This is a genomic window from Kribbella sp. NPDC055110 (assembly GCF_053607525.1).
The window spans coordinates 213,721-233,274 of the sequence record NZ_JBSGTS010000001.1; the positions used below are offsets into that span (position 1 = coordinate 213,721).

Below are 19,554 nucleotides of genomic sequence, written 5' to 3' on the forward strand. Positions count from 1 at the left end.
CGATCAGCTTGACCGCTGAGGTCGCAGCTGCGGACGGTCTCTCATCGGTTTCTCAGGTCGGCGTTTGTAGGTTCGATGCATGGCTCTGAACCGGCGGACCGTGCTGCGCTCGACCCTGGCTGCACTTGGCGGCGCGACAGCGGCTGGTTGCACCGAACAGGATCAGGCAACCGCGCCACCGGTCACCGACGCGCCCGTCACGCCGTCGGCCACTCCGTCTGTCGCTCCGTCGCGCAGATCCGCGTCGACCCCGGTGCCGAAGCAGGGTGCAGTCGAGGTGGGTCATGGTCCGAGGTCGGTTCCCAAGGTTGCGTTGACCTTTCACGGCAATGGCGACCCCGCCCTCGCCCGGACGCTGCTCGACCAGGTCGAGAAGGCCGGAGTACGGATCAGCGTCTTCGTGGTGGGTACCTGGCTCGTAAGCCATCCGGAGATGGCGAAACGAATCCTGCAGGGCAAACATGATCTGGGTAACCACACCATGCACCACAAGTCCATGAGGCGACTTGCAGCACCCGAGGCACACCGCGAGGTGGCCGATTGCGCGGCTGTACTACGTCGTACGGCCGGATCTCCGGGACGCTGGTTCCGCGCATCCGGCACCCAGCAGACAACACCGGTGATCCGTGCGGCCGCAACCGCGGCCGGCTATGGCACCTGTGTCTCGTACGACGTCGACGGCCTGGATTGGAAGGATCCCGATGCCGCGACGGTACGGCGTGCCGTCCTCGACACCGTCCAACCCGGTTCGATCGTCAGCCTCCACCTCGGCCATTCGGTCACCATCGAAGCCTTGCCGGCAATCCTGACCGGTCTCACCGCGAAACGCCTGCAGCCGGTGACGCTGACCGAGCTGCTCGAATGAACCGTCTGGTGCTGCTGGAAGCGGCGGTCGTCGTGCTGGCACTCGCCTGCTCAGGTTGCTCGGGTAGCGCCGTCGGACCGAAGTCGGCGTCGTCCACTCCGGCAGTCCAGCCCAGCACGGCTCCGTCAGTCCGGCCCAGCACGGCTCCGTCCGTCCGGCCCAAGGTCAACGGATCGCCGGGTGCGCTTCCGGGAATGCCTCCGCCGTTGTCTCCGGCCGATGTGTGGGCAGCCGACCGGCCGGGTCGGCTGGCGCCGGCCGTCCGCGGGATACCCGAGCGAATCTACGTACCGAACAGCAAGAGCGACACCGTCACCGAGATCGATCCACGGACCTACAAGGTACTGCGGACGTTCCGGGTCGGGCACGAGCCGCAGCACGTCGTACCGTCGTTCGACCTGCACACGCTCTGGGTCAACAACGACCTCGGGAACAGCCTGACCCCGATCGATCCCCGGACCGGGCTTCCGGGTCGGCCGGTCGTCGTCCACGATCCGTACAACCTCTACTTCACGCCGGACGGGAAGCACGCCGTGGTGATGGCCTCCGCCGACCGGCAGCTGGTGTTCCGGGACCCGCACACGATGGCGATCCAGAAGGTGGCGCCGGCCCCCTGCGCCGGGGTCAACCACGCGGACTTCGCGGCGGACGGCCGGACGTTCGTGGTTTCGTGCGAGTTCTCCGGTCAGCTGTTGCTGGTCGACACCGTCGGCGAGCGCGTCCTGCGGGTCCTCAGGTTGCCGACGCGTCGGCGCATGAAGCAACCGATGCCGCAGGACGTCAAGCTCTCGCCGGACGGAAAGGTCTACTACATCGCGGACATGATGAGCGACGGCGTCTGGCTGCTGTCAGCGCAAGCGTTTGCTCTGCGGGGCTTCATCCCCACCGGGAAAGGCGCGCACGGCCTCTACGTCACTCGCGACTCGCGGCGCCTCATCATCACCAACCGGGACGAGGGCTCGATCTCGTTGCTCGACTTCGCGAGCCGGCGGGTGGTCGCCAAGTGGCGCATCCCCGGTGGTGGCAGCCCGGACATGGGCGGCGTCTCCCCGGACGGAACCGTCTTGTGGGTCTCCGGCCGCTACAACGGCGTCGTGTACGCGATCCGGCTGTCCACGGGCAAACTGCTGGCCCGGATCAAGGTCGGATCCGGGCCGCACGGCCTCGCCGTGTTCCCACAACCCGGCCGCTACTCCCTGGGTCACACCGGCGTCTTTCGCTGACAGCCCGCCCCCTGCAGCAGCTGAGGACTTGTTAGGTGAGGCTCGCCTGATCTATCTTCGCCTCGCTGGTTCAAGCAGTTCCCACCCTTGGAGTACACGTCATGTCCGGTTCGAAGATCGCCCTGCTCGGTGCGATCGCGGGGCTCACCATCTTCCTGGGCCTCCCCTTGGGACGCCTGCGCAATCCGGCGCCACGCCTGAAGGCCGCTCTGAACGCGGTCGCGATCGGGATCCTGCTGTTCTTGCTGTGGGACGTCCTCGGGCAGGCGTGGGAGCCGACCGACGCCGCGCTGAGCGATCACGAGTGGGGCAAGGCGGCCGTGTCCGGCCTGGTCCTCGCGATCGGCCTGGCGATCGGCCTGGTCGGACTGGTCCGCTACGACCGCTGGATGGCCCGCCGCAACGCAGCACGGAAACCGGACGGGCCCGGTGCGGCCGCCGCTACCGAACTGACCCGCGCCCAGCCGTCGTCGGCTGCTGGGCTGGCCCTGATGATTGCTGTCGGTATCGGACTGCACAACTTCGCCGAAGGTCTGGCGATCGGCAACTCCGCCGCCTCCGGCGAGATCTCCCTCGCGGTCCTGCTCATCGTCGGTTTCGGCCTGCACAACGCCACCGAAGGCTTCGGCATCGTCGCGCCACTGGCCGCCGAAGGCACCCGGCCGTCCTGGGCAACCCTCGGCCTGCTCGGACTGATCGGAGGTGGCCCGACCTTCGTCGGCACCCTGATCGGCCAGCGGGTCGTCAACGACACCCTGTCGGTCGCCTTCCTCGGTTTGGCAGCAGGCTCGATCCTGTACGTCGTGATCGAACTGCTCGCCGTCGCCCGCCGAACCGGCCTCAAAGAACTCACCACCTGGATGATCCTGCTCGGCCTCGCCCTCGGCTTCGCCACCGACGCCGTCATCACCGCCGCCGGCGTCTAGCGTCCTGAGTCAGAAGAACGCGGCTACTTGGTAGGCCGTGCCGGTGACGAGCCCGAACCTCGAGCCGGTGCTGTCCAACTTCTGAAGTCCATGACACAAATTGTTGGCGCGTGCTGCGCGGCGCGCCCAGCATTAGCGCCGCCAAGGCCTCCCCAAACCGGTCTGGGGAGCAAGACCCACCCGAACCAGCCTGTAACACTCCCCATTCGGAGCGGATCGACCCGCGGATCGCATCTTTGAGAACCCACCGACCATTCTCGCGCCCCGATGATGGTCGGTAGCTTCTCAAAGATGGAGCCTGCGGCCGATTCCGGTTGTTTGGGGAGTGTTGCAGGCTGATTCGGGTGGGTGTGGCTCCCCAAACCGGTTTGGGGGCGTCGCTCGCGGTCACGTACGTCCCGTCACCCTGCCGCGTAGCAAGCAGACCCGCGCGGACCAGGCCGCGGACAGCTTCCCGCACGTACGCCCGGCTGACGCCGAGTTGTTCGACCAGTTCAGTCTCCGACGGGATGCGGACGCGACGAAACATCCTTTGAAGGAGGTCGGTCCGATGCACTCGACTGATTCGCCGAACCAGCTTGCCTCCACCCAGGCCCGCCCGGCGTCCGACGCCGTGTCCGTGGTCGGCCGGGTGCTGCTCGGCGCGCCACCGGCGTACGACGATCTGGTCGCGGTGCTGTCATGAGCATCGGCAGACGCGGCGTGGTCGCTTCCGGTGCAGCAGTCGACGGTCCTGCTCGTCGATCCGGAGACCGGGTCGTGTGAGGCGATTCTCGACGGTCCGGCGTTGACGTTGTTCCGGTCCGCGGCGGCGCCGGCGGTCGCGGCCAAGCATCTGGCTCGTAGGCAGTCGCGGACGCTTGGATTCGTCGGGGCCGGGGCGCAGGCGCGGGCACGCCTCGAGGCCTTGAGCTGTGTGCTGACGATCGAGAAGGTCGTTGTGTGGAGCCGGACGAAGGCGACGGTCGAGGCGTTCGCTGCGTACGCACGGGACCGGGCACGGAGGTAGTTGTTGCCGACGGCCCCGACGAGGTTGTGCGCGGGGCTGATGTGCTGTGCACGTTGACGCCGTCGCGTGAGCCGGTGGTCCGGGGGAGTGGTTCCGGCCAGGGGTTGCACGTGAACGTGGTGGGGGCGCCGCCGCGCCCTGATCACCGCGAGATCGACGGCGCTGGCATCGCCCGCAGCCGCGTCGTGGTGGACAGCCACGACGTCGTACGGACACCGACATCACGCTGTTCGACTCCGTCGGGCTCGGGTTGCAGACGTGGCGGCCGCGCGGCCGTACCGGACTGGGTTGGAGCTCAGGCTCAACTGAGCCCCGACGGAAGTGTGACCCGTCGCTCGCCGTGATCTACGAACGCACGCCCCTCGCCGGTCGCCCTTGACGGAACGTCAGGGGCGGGCCCCCGCTTCAACCCGCCCCTGACGAACGTCCCCCGTCGCTGTTCAGAACGACCGGCGGCGGGAAGTGCTACGAGTCCGTGGCTCATTTACCTGATGACTGTCGGGCTGCACAAACCTGGTTGTTCGGCGCCACCACAGCAATTCCGGCTGTTGAGGGCCTAGCTTCTGGCGTGTCGGACAAGGGCGGCAGTAGCGTCGAACAAATCCCACTGCGATCTACCGCCGGCTCGCCCGGCCGGCGGTAGCGTTCCAGCGTGCCTGAGGATCCGGCGCGGGTTGATGCCTGAGGCAACAAGACCTGAGGCAACAAGAACCGTGCCGGTGGACGACCGAGACGGACGGAGACGGACATGGCGAAGGCAGTCGGTATCGACCTGGGCACCACCAACTCGGTGATCGCCGTCGTGGAGGGCGGCCAGCCCACCGTCGTTCCGAACAGCGAAGGTTCCCGCACCACTCCGTCGGTGGTGGCGTTCACCGATGACGGTGAGCGACTGGTCGGGAACCTGGCGCGGCGGCAGGCGATCCTGAATCCGAAGGGCACGATCTATTCGGCGAAGCGGTTCATCGGGCGGCGGTACGACGAGGTCACGAGCGAAATGACCGCGGTGTCGTTCGACGTGGTCGAGGGGCCGGACGGGTCGGTGCGGTTCGACGTACGGGGAAAGTTGTACGCGCCGGAGGAGATCTCCGCGCTGGTGCTGCGCAAGCTGGTCGAGGACGCGTCGAAGTTCCTGGGCGAGAAGGTGACCGAGGCGGTCATCACCGTTCCGGCGTACTTCAACGACACGCAGCGGCAGGCGACCAAGGACGCGGGGAAGATCGCGGGTCTGGAGGTACTGCGGATCATCAACGAGCCGACCGCGGCGGCGCTGGCGTACGGGCTGGACAAGCAGGAGAACGAGACCGTGCTGGTGTTCGACCTGGGTGGTGGCACGTTCGATGTGAGCGTGCTGACGGTCGGCGACGGTGTGGTCGAGGTGTTGTCGACGTCGGGTGACGGGCATCTGGGTGGTGACGATTTCGACCGGCGGCTGGTCGACTACCTGGCGGACGAGTTCAAGAAGACCGAGGGTGTCGACCTGCGGGAGGACGCGCAGGCGTTACAGCGGTTGTTCGAGGCGGCGGAGAAGGCGAAGGTCGAGCTGTCGTCGGTGTCGCAGACGCAGGTGAATCTTCCGTTCGTGACCGCGACGTCGACGGGGCCGAAGCATCTGGTGGTGACGGTGATGCGGTCGACGTTCGACGAGATCACGCACGATCTGGTGGAGCGGTGCCTGGGGCCGGTGCAGCAGGCGATGGCGGATGCGAAGGTGACGGCGAACGACATCGACGAGGTGATCCTGGTCGGTGGGTCGACGCGGATTCCCGCCGTACAGCAGTTGGTCCGTCGGTTGACGGGTGGCAAGGACCCGAACATGACCGTGAACCCGGACGAGGTGGTCGCGATCGGCGCCGCGACGCAGGCCGCGATCATCAAGGGCGAGCTGAAGGACGTGCTGCTGCTGGACGTGACGCCGTTGTCGCTGGGCGTGGAGACGCTGGGCGGGATGATGACGAAGGTCATCGAGCGGAACACGACGATTCCGGCGCGGCGGACGGAGACGTTCAGTACGGCGGAGGACAACCAGAACGCGGTCGACATCGTCGTCCTGCAGGGCGAGCGGGAGCGGGCCGCGGACAACCGGGTGATCGGGCGGTTCCGGCTGGAGGGGATCCGGCCGGCGGGACGTGGTGAGCCGCAGGTCGAGGTCACGTACGACATCGACGCGAACGGGATCCTGAACGTGTCGGCGAAGGACAAGGACACCGGGGTCGAGCAGCGGATCACGATCACGGAGAGTTCGGCGCTGGATCCGGGTGAGGTCGACCGGATGGTCGCTGACGCCGAGCAGCACCGGACCGAGGACACCCGGCTGCGCGAGGAGGTCGATGCGCGCAACGAGCTGGACGCGGTCGCGTACCAGGTCGACCGGCGGCTGACCGAGCTCGGCGACACGGTCGCGGTGCACGAGAAGGCTCGCGCGGAGACGTTGGTGGCCGATGCGCGGCAGGTGGTGAAGGAAGGCGCCGGGCTCGACCGGGTGCGGCCGCTGACGCAGGAGCTGCAGCAGGTGTACCAGAGCCTGCTGGCGAGCAGGCCGGAACAACCGCAGGAACCCAAGGCGGGGCCGGATGACGACGATGTGATCGACGCCGACTTCACGGTCGACTGATGTCGAGCGAGCAGGCCGACGCGGCTGCCGCCTCAGCCGAAGAAGCCGCAGCAGTCGTCGACGAGAAGGCGGACAAGGACGAGGAGATCGCTCGTCTCGACGATCAGTTGCGCCGTACGGCGGCCGACCTGGACAACCTGCGGAAGCGGTACCAGCGCGACCTGGACCGGGAACGGGCCGCCGAGCGTTCCCGGGCGGCGGTCGCCTGGCTCCCGGTCGTGGACAACCTCGAGCTGGCCCTGCAGCACGCCGACAGCGGCGCGGAGGCGGTCGTCGAAGGGATCAAGGCGGTCCACGAACAGGCTGTGGCGGCGCTGAGCCGGCTCGGGTATCCGAGGTTCGACCCGACCGGCGAGCGGTTCGACCCGGCTGTTGACGAGGCCGTCAGCACGATCGCCGACCCGAACGCCGAGCCCGGCACCGTGATCGCCGTGGTCCGGCCGGGGTACGGGAACGCGGACGCGTTGCTGCGGCCCGCCTCGGTCGTCGTCGCGAAGTCGTAGTGCCATGGCCGACTTCTACGAGCTGCTCGGAGTGGGTCGGGACGCGACGGCCGACGAGCTGCAACGGTCGTACCGGAAGCTGGCCCGGAGGTACCACCCGGACATCAACAAGGACCCGGGGGCCGAGGAGAAGTTCAAACAGGTCTCCGAGGCGTACGACGTACTGTCGGATCCCGACCAGCGGAAGCGGTACGACGCGTTCGGCGACGACTTCCGCAGGGTCCCGCCCGATGTCGACCCGGAGACGTGGGCCAGAGCGCAACGCGCCGGAGGCGGCCGTGGTGCGCCCGGCGGGTGGTGGACCGGCCAGGACGGCTCGGCGGCGACCGGTAGCCGGGGTGGCTGGAGCGGGTCCGCGGGCTGGGGCGACGGCGCCGGGGACGTGGACCTGGAGGATCTGCTCGGTGGCATGTTCGGGGGCCGCGGGCGGCGGCAGTGGGGACCGATCCCGGGCGCCGACCAGGAGGTCGAGCTCGAGCTGACCGTCCCCGAGGCCTACAACGGCGGGCACCGACGGCTGACAATCTCCGGCCCCGACGGCGGGCGCACGGTCGAGGTTTCGATCCCGGCCGGGGTGACGGACGGGCAGCGGATCCGGCTGGCCGGGCAGGGCGGGCAGGGGAGTGGCGACGCGCGGGCCGGTGACCTCTACCTGGTCGTCAAGCTGCTGCCGGACAAGCGCTACCGGGTCGAGGGGCGTGACATCTCCGTCGATCTGCCCGTGTCCGCGTCCGAGGCCGCGCTCGGCGCGCAGGTCGCACTCGAGACACCAGGCGGTGAGGTGAAGCTCCGCGTGCCAGGCGGTACGTCGAGTGGGAAACGCCTGCGCTTGAAGGGGCGGGGCCTGGGGAAGGGCGACCTGTACGCCGAGATCCGGATCGTGATGCCCGACAAGCTGTCCGACGAGGAGCAACACCTCTACGAGCAGCTCGCTGCGGCGACCACGTTCGACCCGAGGAGGTCGCGATGAGTACGGCGCTGGCGCGTCCGCTGCTGCTGGACGTGGAGACGTTCGGGCGGCTGGCCGGCGTACATCCGCACCTGGTGGTCAGGCTCGTCGCGCTCGGACTGCTGGAACCGGCGCGGGACGTGTCCGGCCGGCTCTGGTTCACGTACGACGACGTTGCCGCGGTCGCGCGCATCCAGCGACTGCGGGCCGCGTTCTCGCTCAACTACGCCGCAGTCGGGCTGGTGATGGACCTGCTCGACCGGCTCGCTGCCCACGAAGAAGCACTCCGTGCCAAACCTTCCGGAGGCCGATCATGGACCTGAATCGTCTGACGCAGAAGTCGCAGGAAGCCATGCACGACGCGCAGACCAAGGCGCTGCGTTTCGGGCACCAGCAGGTCGACGGCGAGCATCTGTTGCTCGCGCTGCTCGATCAGCCCGACGGACTGATTCCCCGGCTGCTCACCCAGGCCGGCACCGACCCCGACCGATTGCGCGCGGATCTCGAGTCCGACCTCAGCAGGCGCCCCAAAGTCACGGGGCCTGGCGCCGAACCGGGTCAGGTGCACGTCACGCAGCGGCTGTCGAAGGTGTTCGACACCGCTGAGCGCGAGGCGAAGCGGTTGAAGGACGAGTACGTGTCCGTCGAACACCTGCTGATGGCGCTGCTCGACGAAGGCGCGGAGACGGCAGCGGGACGGCGGGCGCGCGAGCAGGGTCTGACGCGGGAGAAGTTCCTGCAGGCACTCACTGCGATCCGAGGGAACCAGCGCGTCACGTCGGCGATGCCTGAGGCGGCGTACGAGGCCTTGGAGAAGTACGGGCGGGAACTGGTCGCAGACGCGCGGACCGGGCGGATGGATCCGGTGATCGGGCGAGATCAGGAGATCCGGCGGACGATCCAGATCTTGTCGCGGAAGACGAAGAACAATCCGGTCCTGATCGGAGAACCCGGCGTCGGGAAGACCGCGATCGTGGAGGGTCTGGCGCAGCGGATCGCGAACGGCGACGTACCCGAAGGTCTGAAGGATCGTGCGGTGTTCGCGCTGGATCTGGCGGCGCTGGTGGCGGGTGCGAAGTACCGCGGCGAGTTCGAGGAGCGGCTGAAGGCGGTGCTGAACGAGGTCACGGCGGCCGAGGGACGGATCCTATTGTTCGTCGACGAGTTGCACACGGTGGTCGGCGCGGGTGCGACCGAGGGTGCGATGGATGCGGGCAACATGCTGAAGCCGATGCTCGCGCGCGGTGAGCTGCACATGATCGGCGCGACGACGCTCGACGAGTACCGCAAGCACATCGAACCGGACGCGGCGCTCGAACGCCGGTTCCAGCCGGTGGTGGTCGACGAGCCGACGGTCGAGGACGCGATCTCGATCCTGCGCGGCCTGCGCGAACGGCTCGAGGTGTTCCACGGCGTGAAGATCCAGGACGGCGCGCTCGTCGCCGCCGTCGTACTGAGTCATCGCTACATCACCGACCGGTTCCTGCCGGACAAGGCGATCGACCTCGTGGACGAGGCGTGCGCGATGTTGCGGACCGAGATCGACTCGATGCCGGCCGAGCTGGACGAACTCACCCGCCGCGTCACCCGTCTGGAGATCGAGGACGCGGCGCTGTCCAAGGAAGAGGACGCGGCCAGCGAGTCCCGGCTCGAGGAGCTGCGCAAGGAGCTCGCCGATCTGCGCGCGGAGTCGGACGCGATGCGCGCGCAATGGGAGTCTGAGCGGCAGGTGGTCCACCGCACCCAGGACCTGCGCGGGCAGATCGAACAACTCCGTCACGACGCCGACCAGGCCGAACGTGAGTACGACCTCAACAGGGCCGCCGAACTCCGGCACGGCAAGCTGCCCGAGCTCGAACGGCGGCTCCTGGCCGAAGAGGACCAGCTCGCCACCAAACAGGGTGGCGGTCGGCGGTTGCTGCGCGAGGTGGTCACCGACGAGGAGATCGCCTCGATCGTGTCTCGGTGGACCGGGATCCCGGTCACCCGGTTGCAGGAGGGCGAACGCGCGAAACTGCTGCGGCTGGACGAGATCCTGCACGAACGCGTGATCGGCCAGGACGAGGCGGTCAACGTCGTGGCCGACGCGATCATCCGGGCGCGCTCCGGGATCAAGGATCCGCGGCGGCCGATCGGGTCGTTCATCTTCCTCGGGCCGACCGGGGTCGGGAAGACCGAGCTGGCGAAGGCGCTGGCGGGGGCGTTGTTCGACTCCGAGGACAACATCGTCCGGATCGACATGAGCGAGTACCAGGAACGGCATACGGTCAGCCGGCTGGTCGGTGCGCCGCCTGGGTACGTCGGGTACGAGGAAGGCGGTCAGCTGACCGAAGCGGTACGCCGCAAGCCGTACTCCGTCGTGTTGTTCGACGAGATCGAGAAGGCGCACCCGGATGTCTTCAACACGCTGCTGCAGGTGCTCGACGACGGGCGGCTGACCGACGCGCAAGGGCGAACGGTCGACTTCCGGAATACCGTGATCATCATGACGTCGAACATCGGGTCGTCGTACCTGCTGGACGGGGTGACGCCGGACGGCCAGATCAAGGAGGACGCGCGGGACGCCGTGATGGCCGACCTGCGGCACCACTTCCGGCCGGAGTTCCTGAACCGCGTCGACGACATCGTCCTGTTCACGCCGCTCACGCTGCCCGAGATCGAGCAAGTCGCCGAATTGATGCTCGGCGACCTGCGCACCCGGCTCGCCGACCAGCAGATGACTCTCGACGTCACCCACGACGCGCTGCGTTTCATCGCCGAACAAGGCTTCGACCCGGTGTACGGCGCGCGCCCGCTGCGCCGCTTCATCGCCCGCGAGGTCGAGACCCGCGTCGGCCGCGCGCTGCTCACCGGCGACGTGGTCGACGGCGCGGTCGTCAAGGTGTCGCTCGACGGCCAGAAGCTCGTCGTCGACGTCGAGAACCCGCCGCAGACCCCTAGCGACACCGACCACGACTGACTGGCGAGATCTCCTCGGAAGGGAGGGAGCATGGCGGCTCGTTCTGACATCGTCAGTTGCCCGCACTGCGGCCAGAAGAACCGGGTGCAGGCGACCGGTGACGGGAAGCCGGTCTGCGGCAAGTGCGGCAAGCCGCTGCCCTGGGTCGTCGACGCCGGCGACCGGGACTTCGCCGACGTCGTCGAACTGTCCCGGATCCCGGTGCTGGTCGACGTCTGGGCGCCGTGGTGCGGTCCGTGCCGGATGGTCAGCCCGGTACTCGAACAACTCGCCACCGAGAAGGCGGGCGAGCTCAAGTTGGTGAAGATCAACGCCGACGAGGCGCCGGAGGTGTCGCGCCAGTTCGACATCCGGTCGATACCGACCCTGATGGTGTTCCGCAACGGCCGCGCGATCGCCACCCAGATCGGCGCCGCGCCGGTCGCCGTACTGCGTCCCTGGCTGGAGGATGCCCTGAGCAACCGATCCGGCCGCTGAGACCGTCACCCCCCCGAACAGTTGGAGCAACTCATGTTCAACCACCGACGCGATCTGCAGTTCGCCTGCCGGCCCGACCGGCCCGATCTCCGGTACGCCGACCGCCTGGAACACGTTCTCGCCGATCAGTATCACGAGATCCACGTCGCCACCCACTACCTGAGCGGCTGGACCGCGCCGGTTCCCGGCCGGTACCGCGACACGCTGGTTCACCTCGGCGTGGACCAGGTCGCGATGGTCGAGATGCTCGCCACGATGATCGCGCGACTGCTGGAAGGCGCACCCGCGGAAACCGTCGACCAGGTGATGCGTGCGAACCCGGTGGTCGCGGCCGTGATGGGCGGGACCGACCTGGAGAGCACGATCGTGTCGATGGCCGACCGGCAGCCTGAGGAGCCTGCGGGTGTCAGTGCCTTGCCCAACCCGTGGCGTCAGTCCGGCACGACCGACCGGCAGAACCTGGTCGCCGACTTCCTCGCGAACGCCCATGCCGAGCGTGATCACCGTCCGGCCATTCGCGACCTGCGTGACGGCACCGACGACCCGGACATCCGGCTGCTGCTGTCGTGTCTGCTCGCCCGCACCGACGAACACCGCCGGGAGTGCGCCACGGCGGTCACGGCCCTCACCGAGGAACCGGAGGAGCGCGTGTATCCAGGGAAAACCACCTCACCGAGATCGTGAACCATCGATGAGGGGCGGCATGCCGACGACGGCGGTTTCGCGGCTGCTCGTAGCGCTGGCCGCCGGGTGCGTCGTGGGAGCAGTTGTCGCCCTGGCCTGGAACGTGCCGTTGGGAGTGCTGTCGGGTATCGCGGCGATGGCTGCGGCGTTCGTCGTCACCGGAGTGCTTGTGTTGTGGCCGATGACATCGGCCGCCACTCAGCACTTCGTCGGCCGCGAGGATTTCCGGCCCGCCGTCGAGGAGTCGACCGTGGTGGCAGTGACACTCGGCGGCCTCACCGGCATCGCTCTGCTCCTGCTGCTCGGTGACTCGCACAGCCAGAATTCCGCCGCCGCCGTCGGCCTCGCCGGCGTCTTCATGAACTGGGCCATGCTGCACATGATGTACGCCGCCCGCTACGCGCACCTCTACTACCTCCAGCCCACCGGTGGCATCGACTTCAACAGCGACGAACCCCCTGCCTACCGCGACTTCTTCTACTTCAGCTACAACCTGGGCATGACCTACCAGGTCTCCGACACCAGCGTGTCCAGCGCCGCGATCCGCTCGGTCGTACTGCGGCACTGCCTGCTCTCGTACGCCTTCGGAACGGTCATCCTCGCCGCCACGATCAACCTCGTCGCCGGCATCGTGACCCGGTGACATCCGTGGGGAGGACTGCTGTGCAGTTCGGGATCTTCACCGTCGGTGACGTGACGACGGATCCGACGGCCGCCCGGCCGCCGCTTAGGGTTGGGTGCTGGTTTGCAGTGGGTGCTTCGGTACGGCGACGCGCATCTTGGCGGCTGTGGTGTCGGCCGGTACGGCGATGGTGCCGCGGGAGACCCATTGGGTGATGTTGCCGACGATCGTGGCGACTGCGTTCTGTGACGCGGCGTCGGGGGAGGGGACTGTCCAGTTCGACGGACAGCGGCCGACGAGGAAGCAGCCGTAGGCGAACGTGGAACCGTTCAGGACGCGGGCGCCCGACGGCGCGGTGTAGGCCGTGACGTGCATGGGCGCGGCGCGGCCGTTCGAGCGGCACGTTCCGGAGCCGCTGGTGAGCGTTGTCAGGCCTGGCTGCTTGTAGAGATCCGGCCAGACGTAGTCGACCTCGCCGGCGATGAACCCGGGCAGCGCCGTACCGTTGGGGACACCATCGAAAATCCATCCGGTGCCGGTTGTCAGCGTGTTCCCCATCACCGGGCAGATGTATTCCGCGCCGAGCAGCGGTTGCGACGCGTAGGCGTCACCCTGGAAGCGCCAGGTCGTGGAGTTGTAGCCGTCGGTGTACCGGTCGATGTCCCAGGCCCGGCGGGTCTCGTCGGTGAAGGTGATCTCGCGGTACGCCGTGTTCGCGCCGAGGTTGGCGACGTTCACACCGTGGGCGATCGCCTGGCTGAGCGCGGCCCGCATCCGCAGCGAGTAGTACTCGTCGTGTCCGGGCAGGAACAGTGTCCCGGCTCGGGTCGGCAGTTGACCGCCGTACTGGTCGAGGTCGTTGTCGGTCCAGTAGGTGACGTCGAGGCCCTTCGACTCGGCCCAGAACACCAGTCCCTGTTCGAGGGTGAGGTACTGGCCGGAGCCCTGGCCCTCGTTGTACGGCCGGTCGAACGTCAGCCGGCCGGACCCGGTATCGACACCTGTGTAGAAGCTCACGCCGCCGTAGGTGTTGTACGCCTGCCACGTCGCGGTCGCCTGCAGGACCATCAGGTCGTGCTTCGTGGCGGTGTCGTCGCGGACCGTCAGCGGTGCGTACGTCGCGGAGGTGCCGTCGCTGATCTTGATCAGGTACGTTCCCGGCGCCCAGTCCTTGTCCACGGGGATGCTGAGCGTCTTGGACCAGGTCGCAGCCGACGTCATACGCAGCGGTTTGCCGTCGTCCGACACCCCGCCGGTGGTCGGTGATTCCTGAACCACGGTCGGTACGTCGTCCTGCCGCCAGATCTCGCGCGCGCCGAGTCCGGCGTAGTACCCCATCCGGTAGGCGACGACGCTGACCGGGTTGCCGGAGGTGACCTTGAGGTCCACCGAGTCGCCGCAGCTGGCCGAAACCTGCGTCAGGTAGGCGGCCATCGTCCCGTTCGTGCCGGTCGGGATGACCCAGTCACCGGTGCCAGGCTTGGCGTTCTCGGAGGTTGTCGCCGGCCAGGCGTCGGGGCATCCGGCAGGAGGCGAGGAAAAGCCCGCGGCTGCGACGGCAGGCATCTCGGCAGGCGGTGCGATGAACGCGATGCTGCCGGCGCCGGTGCTCAGGACGGCGCCGGTCGGGGTGGTCGCGGAGACAGTGAGGCTCATCGTTCCGCCGTACCGGGAGAGCTGGACGCCGTTGACCGGGATCGCCAGGCGTGCACCGGTTACGACGTTGAGCGGTGCCTTCGGTTTCCAGGTCACGTAGCCGGCGTCGACCGAGAGCGTGCCGTTGATGGTGCTGAAGGTGCCGGTGGCCCCGGTCGGCAGTTTCATGCGTACGGCGGTCAGGGTGCCCGCGCTGGTGATCGTGGCCTGGTACGTCAGGTTCGTTGTCTGGGCGGGAATCGGGTTCGATGCCTTGACCGCGACGGAGGCGGTGTAGGTCTTCAACGGCTGCAGTACGCCGGCACCGGACGTGATCACCTGACCCGCCGTACCGATCGACTTGAACCCCAGCGTCCACGGGCCGCCCGAAGGCAGCCGCAGACCGTACAGCGGGATCGCGAGTCGCGCGCCGACCGCAACGTTCGTGGCGCGGGTGGGTCGCCAACGCAGCACCGTGCTCGTGACCGAGCTGACCGTGCCGTTGATCGACGTGACCCGCCCGGTGGTCCCGGCCGGGATCGCCATGGTGACCTCGCGGATCGCACCCGCTTTGAGGACGGTCGCGCGGTACGTCAGCGTGGTCGTCCCGTTCGACGCCTGCGTCGCCGTGACGCTGATGCTCGCCGCAGCCGCGTCGGCCGCCCGGTCGATGAACACGACCGCCGCGACCGCGACAACCAATGCAGCAGCTGAGGCGAGAAGCCTCCGAAACATGGATCCCCCCACGCGTCGTTCCAATCAATCCCCGGAGGGAGACTACGAGATGAAACGCCAGCGCAGTGAAAATGTTGCCGATCAGTGATGTATTGGCCTAGATCACAACTCCAGGTGCTCGACCGGTCGCTTTCAGCCACGCGGAGGTGGGTGGTCCGACAACCTCACTTGCCCTTGCCGTGCGAGGCCGCGGCTTGGTGCGGCGGTGTGGTCGGGGATGGTGCCTAGCGGTCGAGGAAGTTGGTTGCGGAGTTGATGAAGGAGGCAGTGTGTTGGAAGTGTGATCCGTGGTTGGAGTCGGGGTAGAGGATCAGTTCCGCGTCGGGGAGGTTCTGCTGGAGGATGTACGAGTTGACGGTGGCGACGACGATGTCATTGTTGCCGTTGACAACCAGCGACGGTTGCGGGATCTGCTTGAGGTAGTCGTAGCTACGGGGGGCGGCTGTTCCCCACGCGCGTGCGGCCGCGAGATGGGCCGCGACGGTGGTGTCCGAGACCGGGACGTCACGATCCTGGGTTCGTGCGCGGATGCGTTCCAGGAAGCGTCGGCCGGCGGCCTGACCCGACTCCGACGGCGAGAAGAAGATCGGAAGCCACATCAGATCCTGCGGGTCGTAGACCTTCCCGAACAGCGGTGCGACGTCCGTGGCCAGCGCCCCCATGCCGTCTCCGCCTCGCGGTCCGGTGCCCACCAGAATCAGTCGGCGAACGAGGTCGGGGCGATCGACCGCGAGCTGCTGGGCGACATAGCCTCCCATCGAGAAGCCGACGAGATCGACGTGCTCGAGGTTGAGAGCGTCGACGAGCGAGGCGATGTCCTTCGCCATTCCGTCCACCGTTTCAGGCGCCGTACCGCTGCTCCGTCCGACCCCGGCGTTGTCGGTGAGGATCACCTCGCGGCCGGTGGCGAGTGCGTCGGTGATCGCGGGGTCGTAGTTGTCGAGGTTGCCCATGAAGTGCTGGAGCAACACGATCGGCGTACCGGCGGGGTTGCCGAAGCGCCGGTAGGCGAAGCGGACGCCGTCGGCGTCGACGAACTGTGTCGGCGCGGTGTCGTGCGTGTGCATAGGGGATTCCTTCGCTGGCAGAGATCAGCTGGCGGAGTGGCCGCCGTCGACGTTGAGGATGTGGCCGGTGATGTACGACGCCCGTTCCGACGTGAGATAGACGATCGCGTCGGCGACCTCCTCAGGCAGGCCGAGGCGGCGCATCGGAACCTCGGTCACGAGAGCGGCCTTGTTCTCCGGCGTGCCGGTGAAGCGGGTCAGCATGCCGGTGTCGGTGGGTCCGGGGGCCACGCCGTTCACGCGGACTCCCGATCCGGCGACCTCCAGCGCCACCGACTTGGTGATGCCTTCGACAGCGTGCTTGCTGCCGACGTAGACGGCGGCGCCGGCCGCTCCCTCGTGCCCGTAGGTCGAGGAGATGTTGACGATGCTGCCGGAGCCTTGTGTCTGCATCACGCGGATCTCGTGCTTCATGCTCAGGATCACGCCGAGGACATTGGTGTCGAACGTGTCGGCGTACGTCTGCGCGGTCTGATCGGTGATCGGGCTGGGACGGCCTTCGGTGCCGGCGTTGTTCACCGCGACATCGAGACGGCCGAACAGTTCGACCGTCCGGTCGACCAGGGCGCGGACGTCGTCCTCGCGGCGGACGTCGGCGTTGACGAACTCGGCCTCGGCGCCGAGTGCGCGTAGTTCTTCGGCGAGCGTCTTGCCGGCCGCGTCGCGCCGACCGGCAACGACCACGTTCGCGCCGGTGGCGGCGAAGGCGATGGCACTGGCTCTGCCGATTCCGGTGAGGCCGCCGGTGATCAGGACTACCTGCTTGTCAGACATATCGTGAACTCCTGTGAGGTATGACGTACGAGGTATGGAAGACCTCATCAACCTAGGCGTGTCTAGTTGAAATGAAAAAGACTTTGTAGAATGGGGGCATACCCCGCGAGCATGGGAGCGCGATGGAGCTGCGACACCTTCGGTACCTCGTCGCCGTCGCCGAGGCCGGCAGTCTGACCGAGGCGGCCCAGCGGCGGCTGCACACCTCCCAGCCATCACTCAGCCGGCAGATCCGGGACCTGGAGAAGGAGGTCGGGGTCGAGTTGCTCGCGCGCAGTGTGCACGGTGTCGAACTGACAGCCGCGGGCCGGGAGTTCCTCGATCACGCGCGCCTGGCGCTGATGCAGGTCGATGCCGCCGTCGAAGCGGCTCGCCGGACGGCGCAGCCCGCACGCAAGGCGCTGGCCATCGGTTTCCAGACCGGGCACGAGATGAACTGGTTGCCGCGCGCAATGAAGGTGCTGCACGACGAGCTGCCGAACCTCGACGTGACGGTCTCCAGCGACTACTCGCCGGACCTCGCCGAAGCGGTGGCCCGCGGCCGGGTCGATGTCGCCTTCCTGCGTCGGGAGCCGGGCTACGACCTCGAGTACGTCGTGGTCGACCGGGAGCCGCTCGTCGCGCTGCTGCCGAGCGATCACCGGCTGACCGCACGGGATTCCGTCCGCCCGCAGGACTTCGTCGGCGAGACCTTCATCGGTGGTTCGAACAAGGCCACGGTGCTGCGCGCCGCGACCGAGGAGTACTTCCGTCGCGCGGGCGTCGAAGTCCGCTGGGACCACGGCGTCGACAACTTGGCGATGGCCATGTCCTTGGTCGCGTCCACGCGCGGACTGTCGCTGATGCCGGCGTACGCCGAGAACCTCCTCCCGCCCTCCGTCGTCAGCCGTCCACTGGAGGGCGAGGCACCGACGATCGAGATCGCGGTCGGCTACAGCAAGTCCAACACCTCGCCGGCCCTCAAGCTCTTCCTGTCCCGCCTCGACGACCTCACGATCGGAACGTCTCATCCTTTGACGGCCGGCACGTAACCCCTGCCTGCGTTGACGAAGACCAGGACTGCCGCGAAGGCCGCGGTGATCAGCGCGGCCCCGATCCAGAACGCCACGTGATAGCCGTGGATCGCGGCCGGCGGATTGAATGCGGACGGTGAGAGGTGATGCGCAACGACGTACGACGTGACCGCACTCGCATAGAAGGTGTTCAACAGCGCTGTGCCCAAGGACCCGCCGATCTGTTGGGTCGAGTTGAGCACCGCGCTGGCGACTCCCGCGTCGTCGTCATTCACTCCGGTGAGCGCAAGACTCGACAGCGGCACGATCACCAGCGCCAGTCCGACGCTCATCAGTAACTCTCCGGGCAGGACGCTGGTAGCCCAACTGCTGGTGTCCGAGATGAATGTGAAGCTGCCCAGGCCGATCGCGACCATGGCGAGCCCGATCAGCATGAGTGGCTTGGGTCCGGTGCGTGGTAGCTGGGCCGACACCACGCCCGAGGTGACGATGATGCCGATGCTGAACGGCAGGAACGCGATACCCGACTTCAGAGCGCTGTAGCCAAGGTTGTACTGGAAGTAGTAACTCAGGAACAGGAACATCGCGAACAGCCCGGCGAAGACCAGCAATGAGGCGAGATACGATCCGCCGCGATTGCGATCGAGCACCACCCGCATCGGCAACAGCGGGCTCGTCGTCCGCAACTCGACGAGCACGAACGTGACCAGCAAGATGACGGCGCCCACGAGATAGCTGATCACCTCGACCGAGAGCCAGCCGACACCGGTCTTGGCCGCCTGGGTGAATCCGTACACGAGGGCGACCAGGCCCGCCGTGCCAAGAATCGCGCCAGGAACGTCGTACGAGCTCCCGCCCCGGGACTTGCTCTCGGTGACCAGGATCGTGCCGGCAACGAAGGCCACGATCGCGATCGGCACATTGATCAGCAGGCACCAGCGCCACGACGCGTACTCGGTCAGCGTGCCGCCCAGGATCAGTCCGATCGCTGAGCCACCTCCCGAGATTGCGCCGTAGACCGCGAACGCTTGGGACCGCTCTTTGACCTCGGTGAAGGTCACCGTGATCAGTGACAGCGCAGCGGGCGCGAGCAGCGCCGCGAACGCGCCCTGGAGGGCCCGGGCGCCGAAGAGCGTCGCGCCGTTCTGGGCTGCACCGCCGAGCGCCGACGCGCCAGCGAACCCGAGTAGCCCGACCAGGAAGATCCGCTTGCGGCCGGTGTAGTCGGCGATCCGTCCTCCCAGCAGTAGCAGGCCACCGAATGCGACGGTGTAGGCAGTGACTACCCACTGCCGATCGGCGTCGGTGATACCCAGGTCGCGTTGCGCCGAGGGCAGCGCAATGGTCACCACGGTGCCGTCGAGCACCACCATCAGTTGAGCGATCGCTATCACCGCCAGGGCCCACCATCGGCGGCCGGGTGGTGTTCTACCCGTCTCCCCGAACGACTCGCGTCGGTTCTCGTCGGCCCGCTCAGCGTCTGAAGTCATGATCAAGCC

Annotated in this window: 18 protein-coding genes and 1 pseudogene; 14 read left to right on the plus strand and 5 right to left on the minus strand. The window is 67.6% G+C overall.

The genetic code is table 11. The annotated features are described in order from the left end of the window. Positions 1–79: 79 nt before the first annotated feature. The 3 genes from ACWF0M_RS00935 (at position 80) to ACWF0M_RS00945 (ending at position 3,014) form a co-directional block, all read left to right on the plus strand. Positions 80–865, plus strand: coding sequence for a polysaccharide deacetylase family protein (locus tag ACWF0M_RS00935; RefSeq protein ID WP_452233514.1), 786 nt, complete (start codon positions 80–82; stop codon positions 863–865). Further along, the gene (locus ACWF0M_RS00940; RefSeq protein WP_452233515.1) at positions 862–2,088 is read left to right on the plus strand and encodes a YncE family protein; all 1,227 of its coding nucleotides are present in this window, start codon (positions 862–864) and stop codon (positions 2,086–2,088) included. The genes ACWF0M_RS00935 and ACWF0M_RS00940 overlap by 4 nt, the downstream gene beginning before the upstream one ends. A gap of 101 nt (positions 2,089–2,189) precedes the next feature. Next, positions 2,190–3,014: a ZIP family metal transporter gene (locus ACWF0M_RS00945; RefSeq protein WP_452233516.1), complete on the plus strand. Its 825-nt coding sequence runs from the start codon at positions 2,190–2,192 to the stop codon at positions 3,012–3,014. Here ACWF0M_RS00945 and ACWF0M_RS00950 read toward each other — a convergent pair. Beyond that, on the minus strand, positions 2,995–3,543 hold the full coding sequence (locus ACWF0M_RS00950) for a FadR/GntR family transcriptional regulator (protein WP_452233517.1): 549 nt from the start codon (positions 3,541–3,543) through the stop codon (positions 2,995–2,997). The genes ACWF0M_RS00945 and ACWF0M_RS00950 overlap by 20 nt on opposite strands. A 21-nt stretch (positions 3,544–3,564) precedes the next feature. On the opposite strand from ACWF0M_RS00950, the gene ACWF0M_RS00955 reads away from it, so the two are divergent. The 10 genes and pseudogenes from ACWF0M_RS00955 (at position 3,565) to ACWF0M_RS01000 (ending at position 12,852) form a co-directional block, all read left to right on the plus strand. Further along, a complete protein-coding gene (locus tag ACWF0M_RS00955) occupies positions 3,565–3,699 on the plus strand; it encodes a hypothetical protein (protein ID WP_452233518.1) in 135 nt (44 codons plus the stop codon). Between the two features lie 30 nt (positions 3,700–3,729). Then, positions 3,730–4,367, plus strand: a pseudogene (locus tag ACWF0M_RS00960) (hypothetical protein). 404 nt (positions 4,368–4,771) lie between these two features. Next, a complete protein-coding gene (dnaK, locus tag ACWF0M_RS00965; protein WP_452233519.1) occupies positions 4,772–6,637 on the plus strand; it encodes a molecular chaperone DnaK in 1,866 nt (621 codons plus the stop codon). Beyond that, positions 6,637–7,140, plus strand: a complete 504-nt coding sequence (locus ACWF0M_RS00970) for a nucleotide exchange factor GrpE (RefSeq protein ID WP_452233520.1) — start codon at positions 6,637–6,639, stop codon at positions 7,138–7,140. The genes dnaK and ACWF0M_RS00970 overlap by 1 nt, the downstream gene beginning before the upstream one ends. Positions 7,141–7,144: 4 nt before the next feature. Next, positions 7,145–8,110: a DnaJ C-terminal domain-containing protein gene (locus tag ACWF0M_RS00975; protein ID WP_452233521.1), complete on the plus strand. Its 966-nt coding sequence runs from the start codon at positions 7,145–7,147 to the stop codon at positions 8,108–8,110. Continuing rightward, positions 8,107–8,412: a chaperone modulator CbpM gene (locus ACWF0M_RS00980; RefSeq protein WP_452233522.1), complete on the plus strand. Its 306-nt coding sequence runs from the start codon at positions 8,107–8,109 to the stop codon at positions 8,410–8,412. The genes ACWF0M_RS00975 and ACWF0M_RS00980 overlap by 4 nt, the downstream gene beginning before the upstream one ends. Then, complete coding sequence (gene clpB, locus ACWF0M_RS00985) at positions 8,403–11,048, plus strand: ATP-dependent chaperone ClpB (protein WP_452233523.1); 2,646 nt, start codon at positions 8,403–8,405, stop codon at positions 11,046–11,048. Before ACWF0M_RS00980 ends, clpB begins: the two co-directional genes overlap by 10 nt. A 30-nt stretch (positions 11,049–11,078) precedes the next feature. Continuing rightward, complete coding sequence (gene trxA, locus ACWF0M_RS00990; RefSeq protein WP_452233524.1) at positions 11,079–11,525, plus strand: thioredoxin; 447 nt, start codon at positions 11,079–11,081, stop codon at positions 11,523–11,525. Positions 11,526–11,558: 33 nt separating this feature from the next. Further along, the gene (locus ACWF0M_RS00995) at positions 11,559–12,209 is read left to right on the plus strand and encodes a manganese catalase family protein (RefSeq protein ID WP_452233525.1); all 651 of its coding nucleotides are present in this window, start codon (positions 11,559–11,561) and stop codon (positions 12,207–12,209) included. 19 nt (positions 12,210–12,228) lie between these two features. After that, positions 12,229–12,852, plus strand: a complete 624-nt coding sequence (locus tag ACWF0M_RS01000; protein WP_452233526.1) for a DUF1345 domain-containing protein — start codon at positions 12,229–12,231, stop codon at positions 12,850–12,852. A gap of 84 nt (positions 12,853–12,936) precedes the next feature. Here ACWF0M_RS01000 and ACWF0M_RS01005 read toward each other — a convergent pair whose 3' ends face one another. The 3 genes from ACWF0M_RS01005 to ACWF0M_RS01015 form a co-directional block, all read right to left on the minus strand. Next, positions 12,937–15,201 (minus strand): N,N-dimethylformamidase beta subunit family domain-containing protein, encoded by a 2,265-nt coding sequence (locus ACWF0M_RS01005; RefSeq protein WP_452233527.1) that lies wholly within the window; start codon positions 15,199–15,201, stop codon positions 12,937–12,939. A gap of 224 nt (positions 15,202–15,425) precedes the next feature. Next, positions 15,426–16,268, minus strand: a complete 843-nt coding sequence (locus ACWF0M_RS01010; RefSeq protein WP_452233528.1) for an alpha/beta fold hydrolase — start codon at positions 16,266–16,268, stop codon at positions 15,426–15,428. 24 nt (positions 16,269–16,292) lie between these two features. After that, positions 16,293–17,042 carry an SDR family NAD(P)-dependent oxidoreductase gene (locus tag ACWF0M_RS01015; protein ID WP_452233529.1) on the minus strand — a complete coding sequence of 250 codons (750 nt, stop codon included), beginning with the start codon at positions 17,040–17,042 and terminating at the stop codon, positions 16,293–16,295. Between the two features lie 122 nt (positions 17,043–17,164). Between ACWF0M_RS01015 and ACWF0M_RS01020 the strand changes: the two genes are divergently transcribed. Further along, positions 17,165–18,073 (plus strand): LysR family transcriptional regulator, encoded by a 909-nt coding sequence (locus tag ACWF0M_RS01020; protein WP_452233530.1) that lies wholly within the window; start codon positions 17,165–17,167, stop codon positions 18,071–18,073. Here ACWF0M_RS01020 and ACWF0M_RS01025 read toward each other — a convergent pair. Then, positions 18,049–19,545: an MFS transporter gene (locus ACWF0M_RS01025; protein WP_452233531.1), complete on the minus strand. Its 1,497-nt coding sequence runs from the start codon at positions 19,543–19,545 to the stop codon at positions 18,049–18,051. The genes ACWF0M_RS01020 and ACWF0M_RS01025 overlap by 25 nt on opposite strands. Positions 19,546–19,554: the final 9 nt, after the last annotated feature.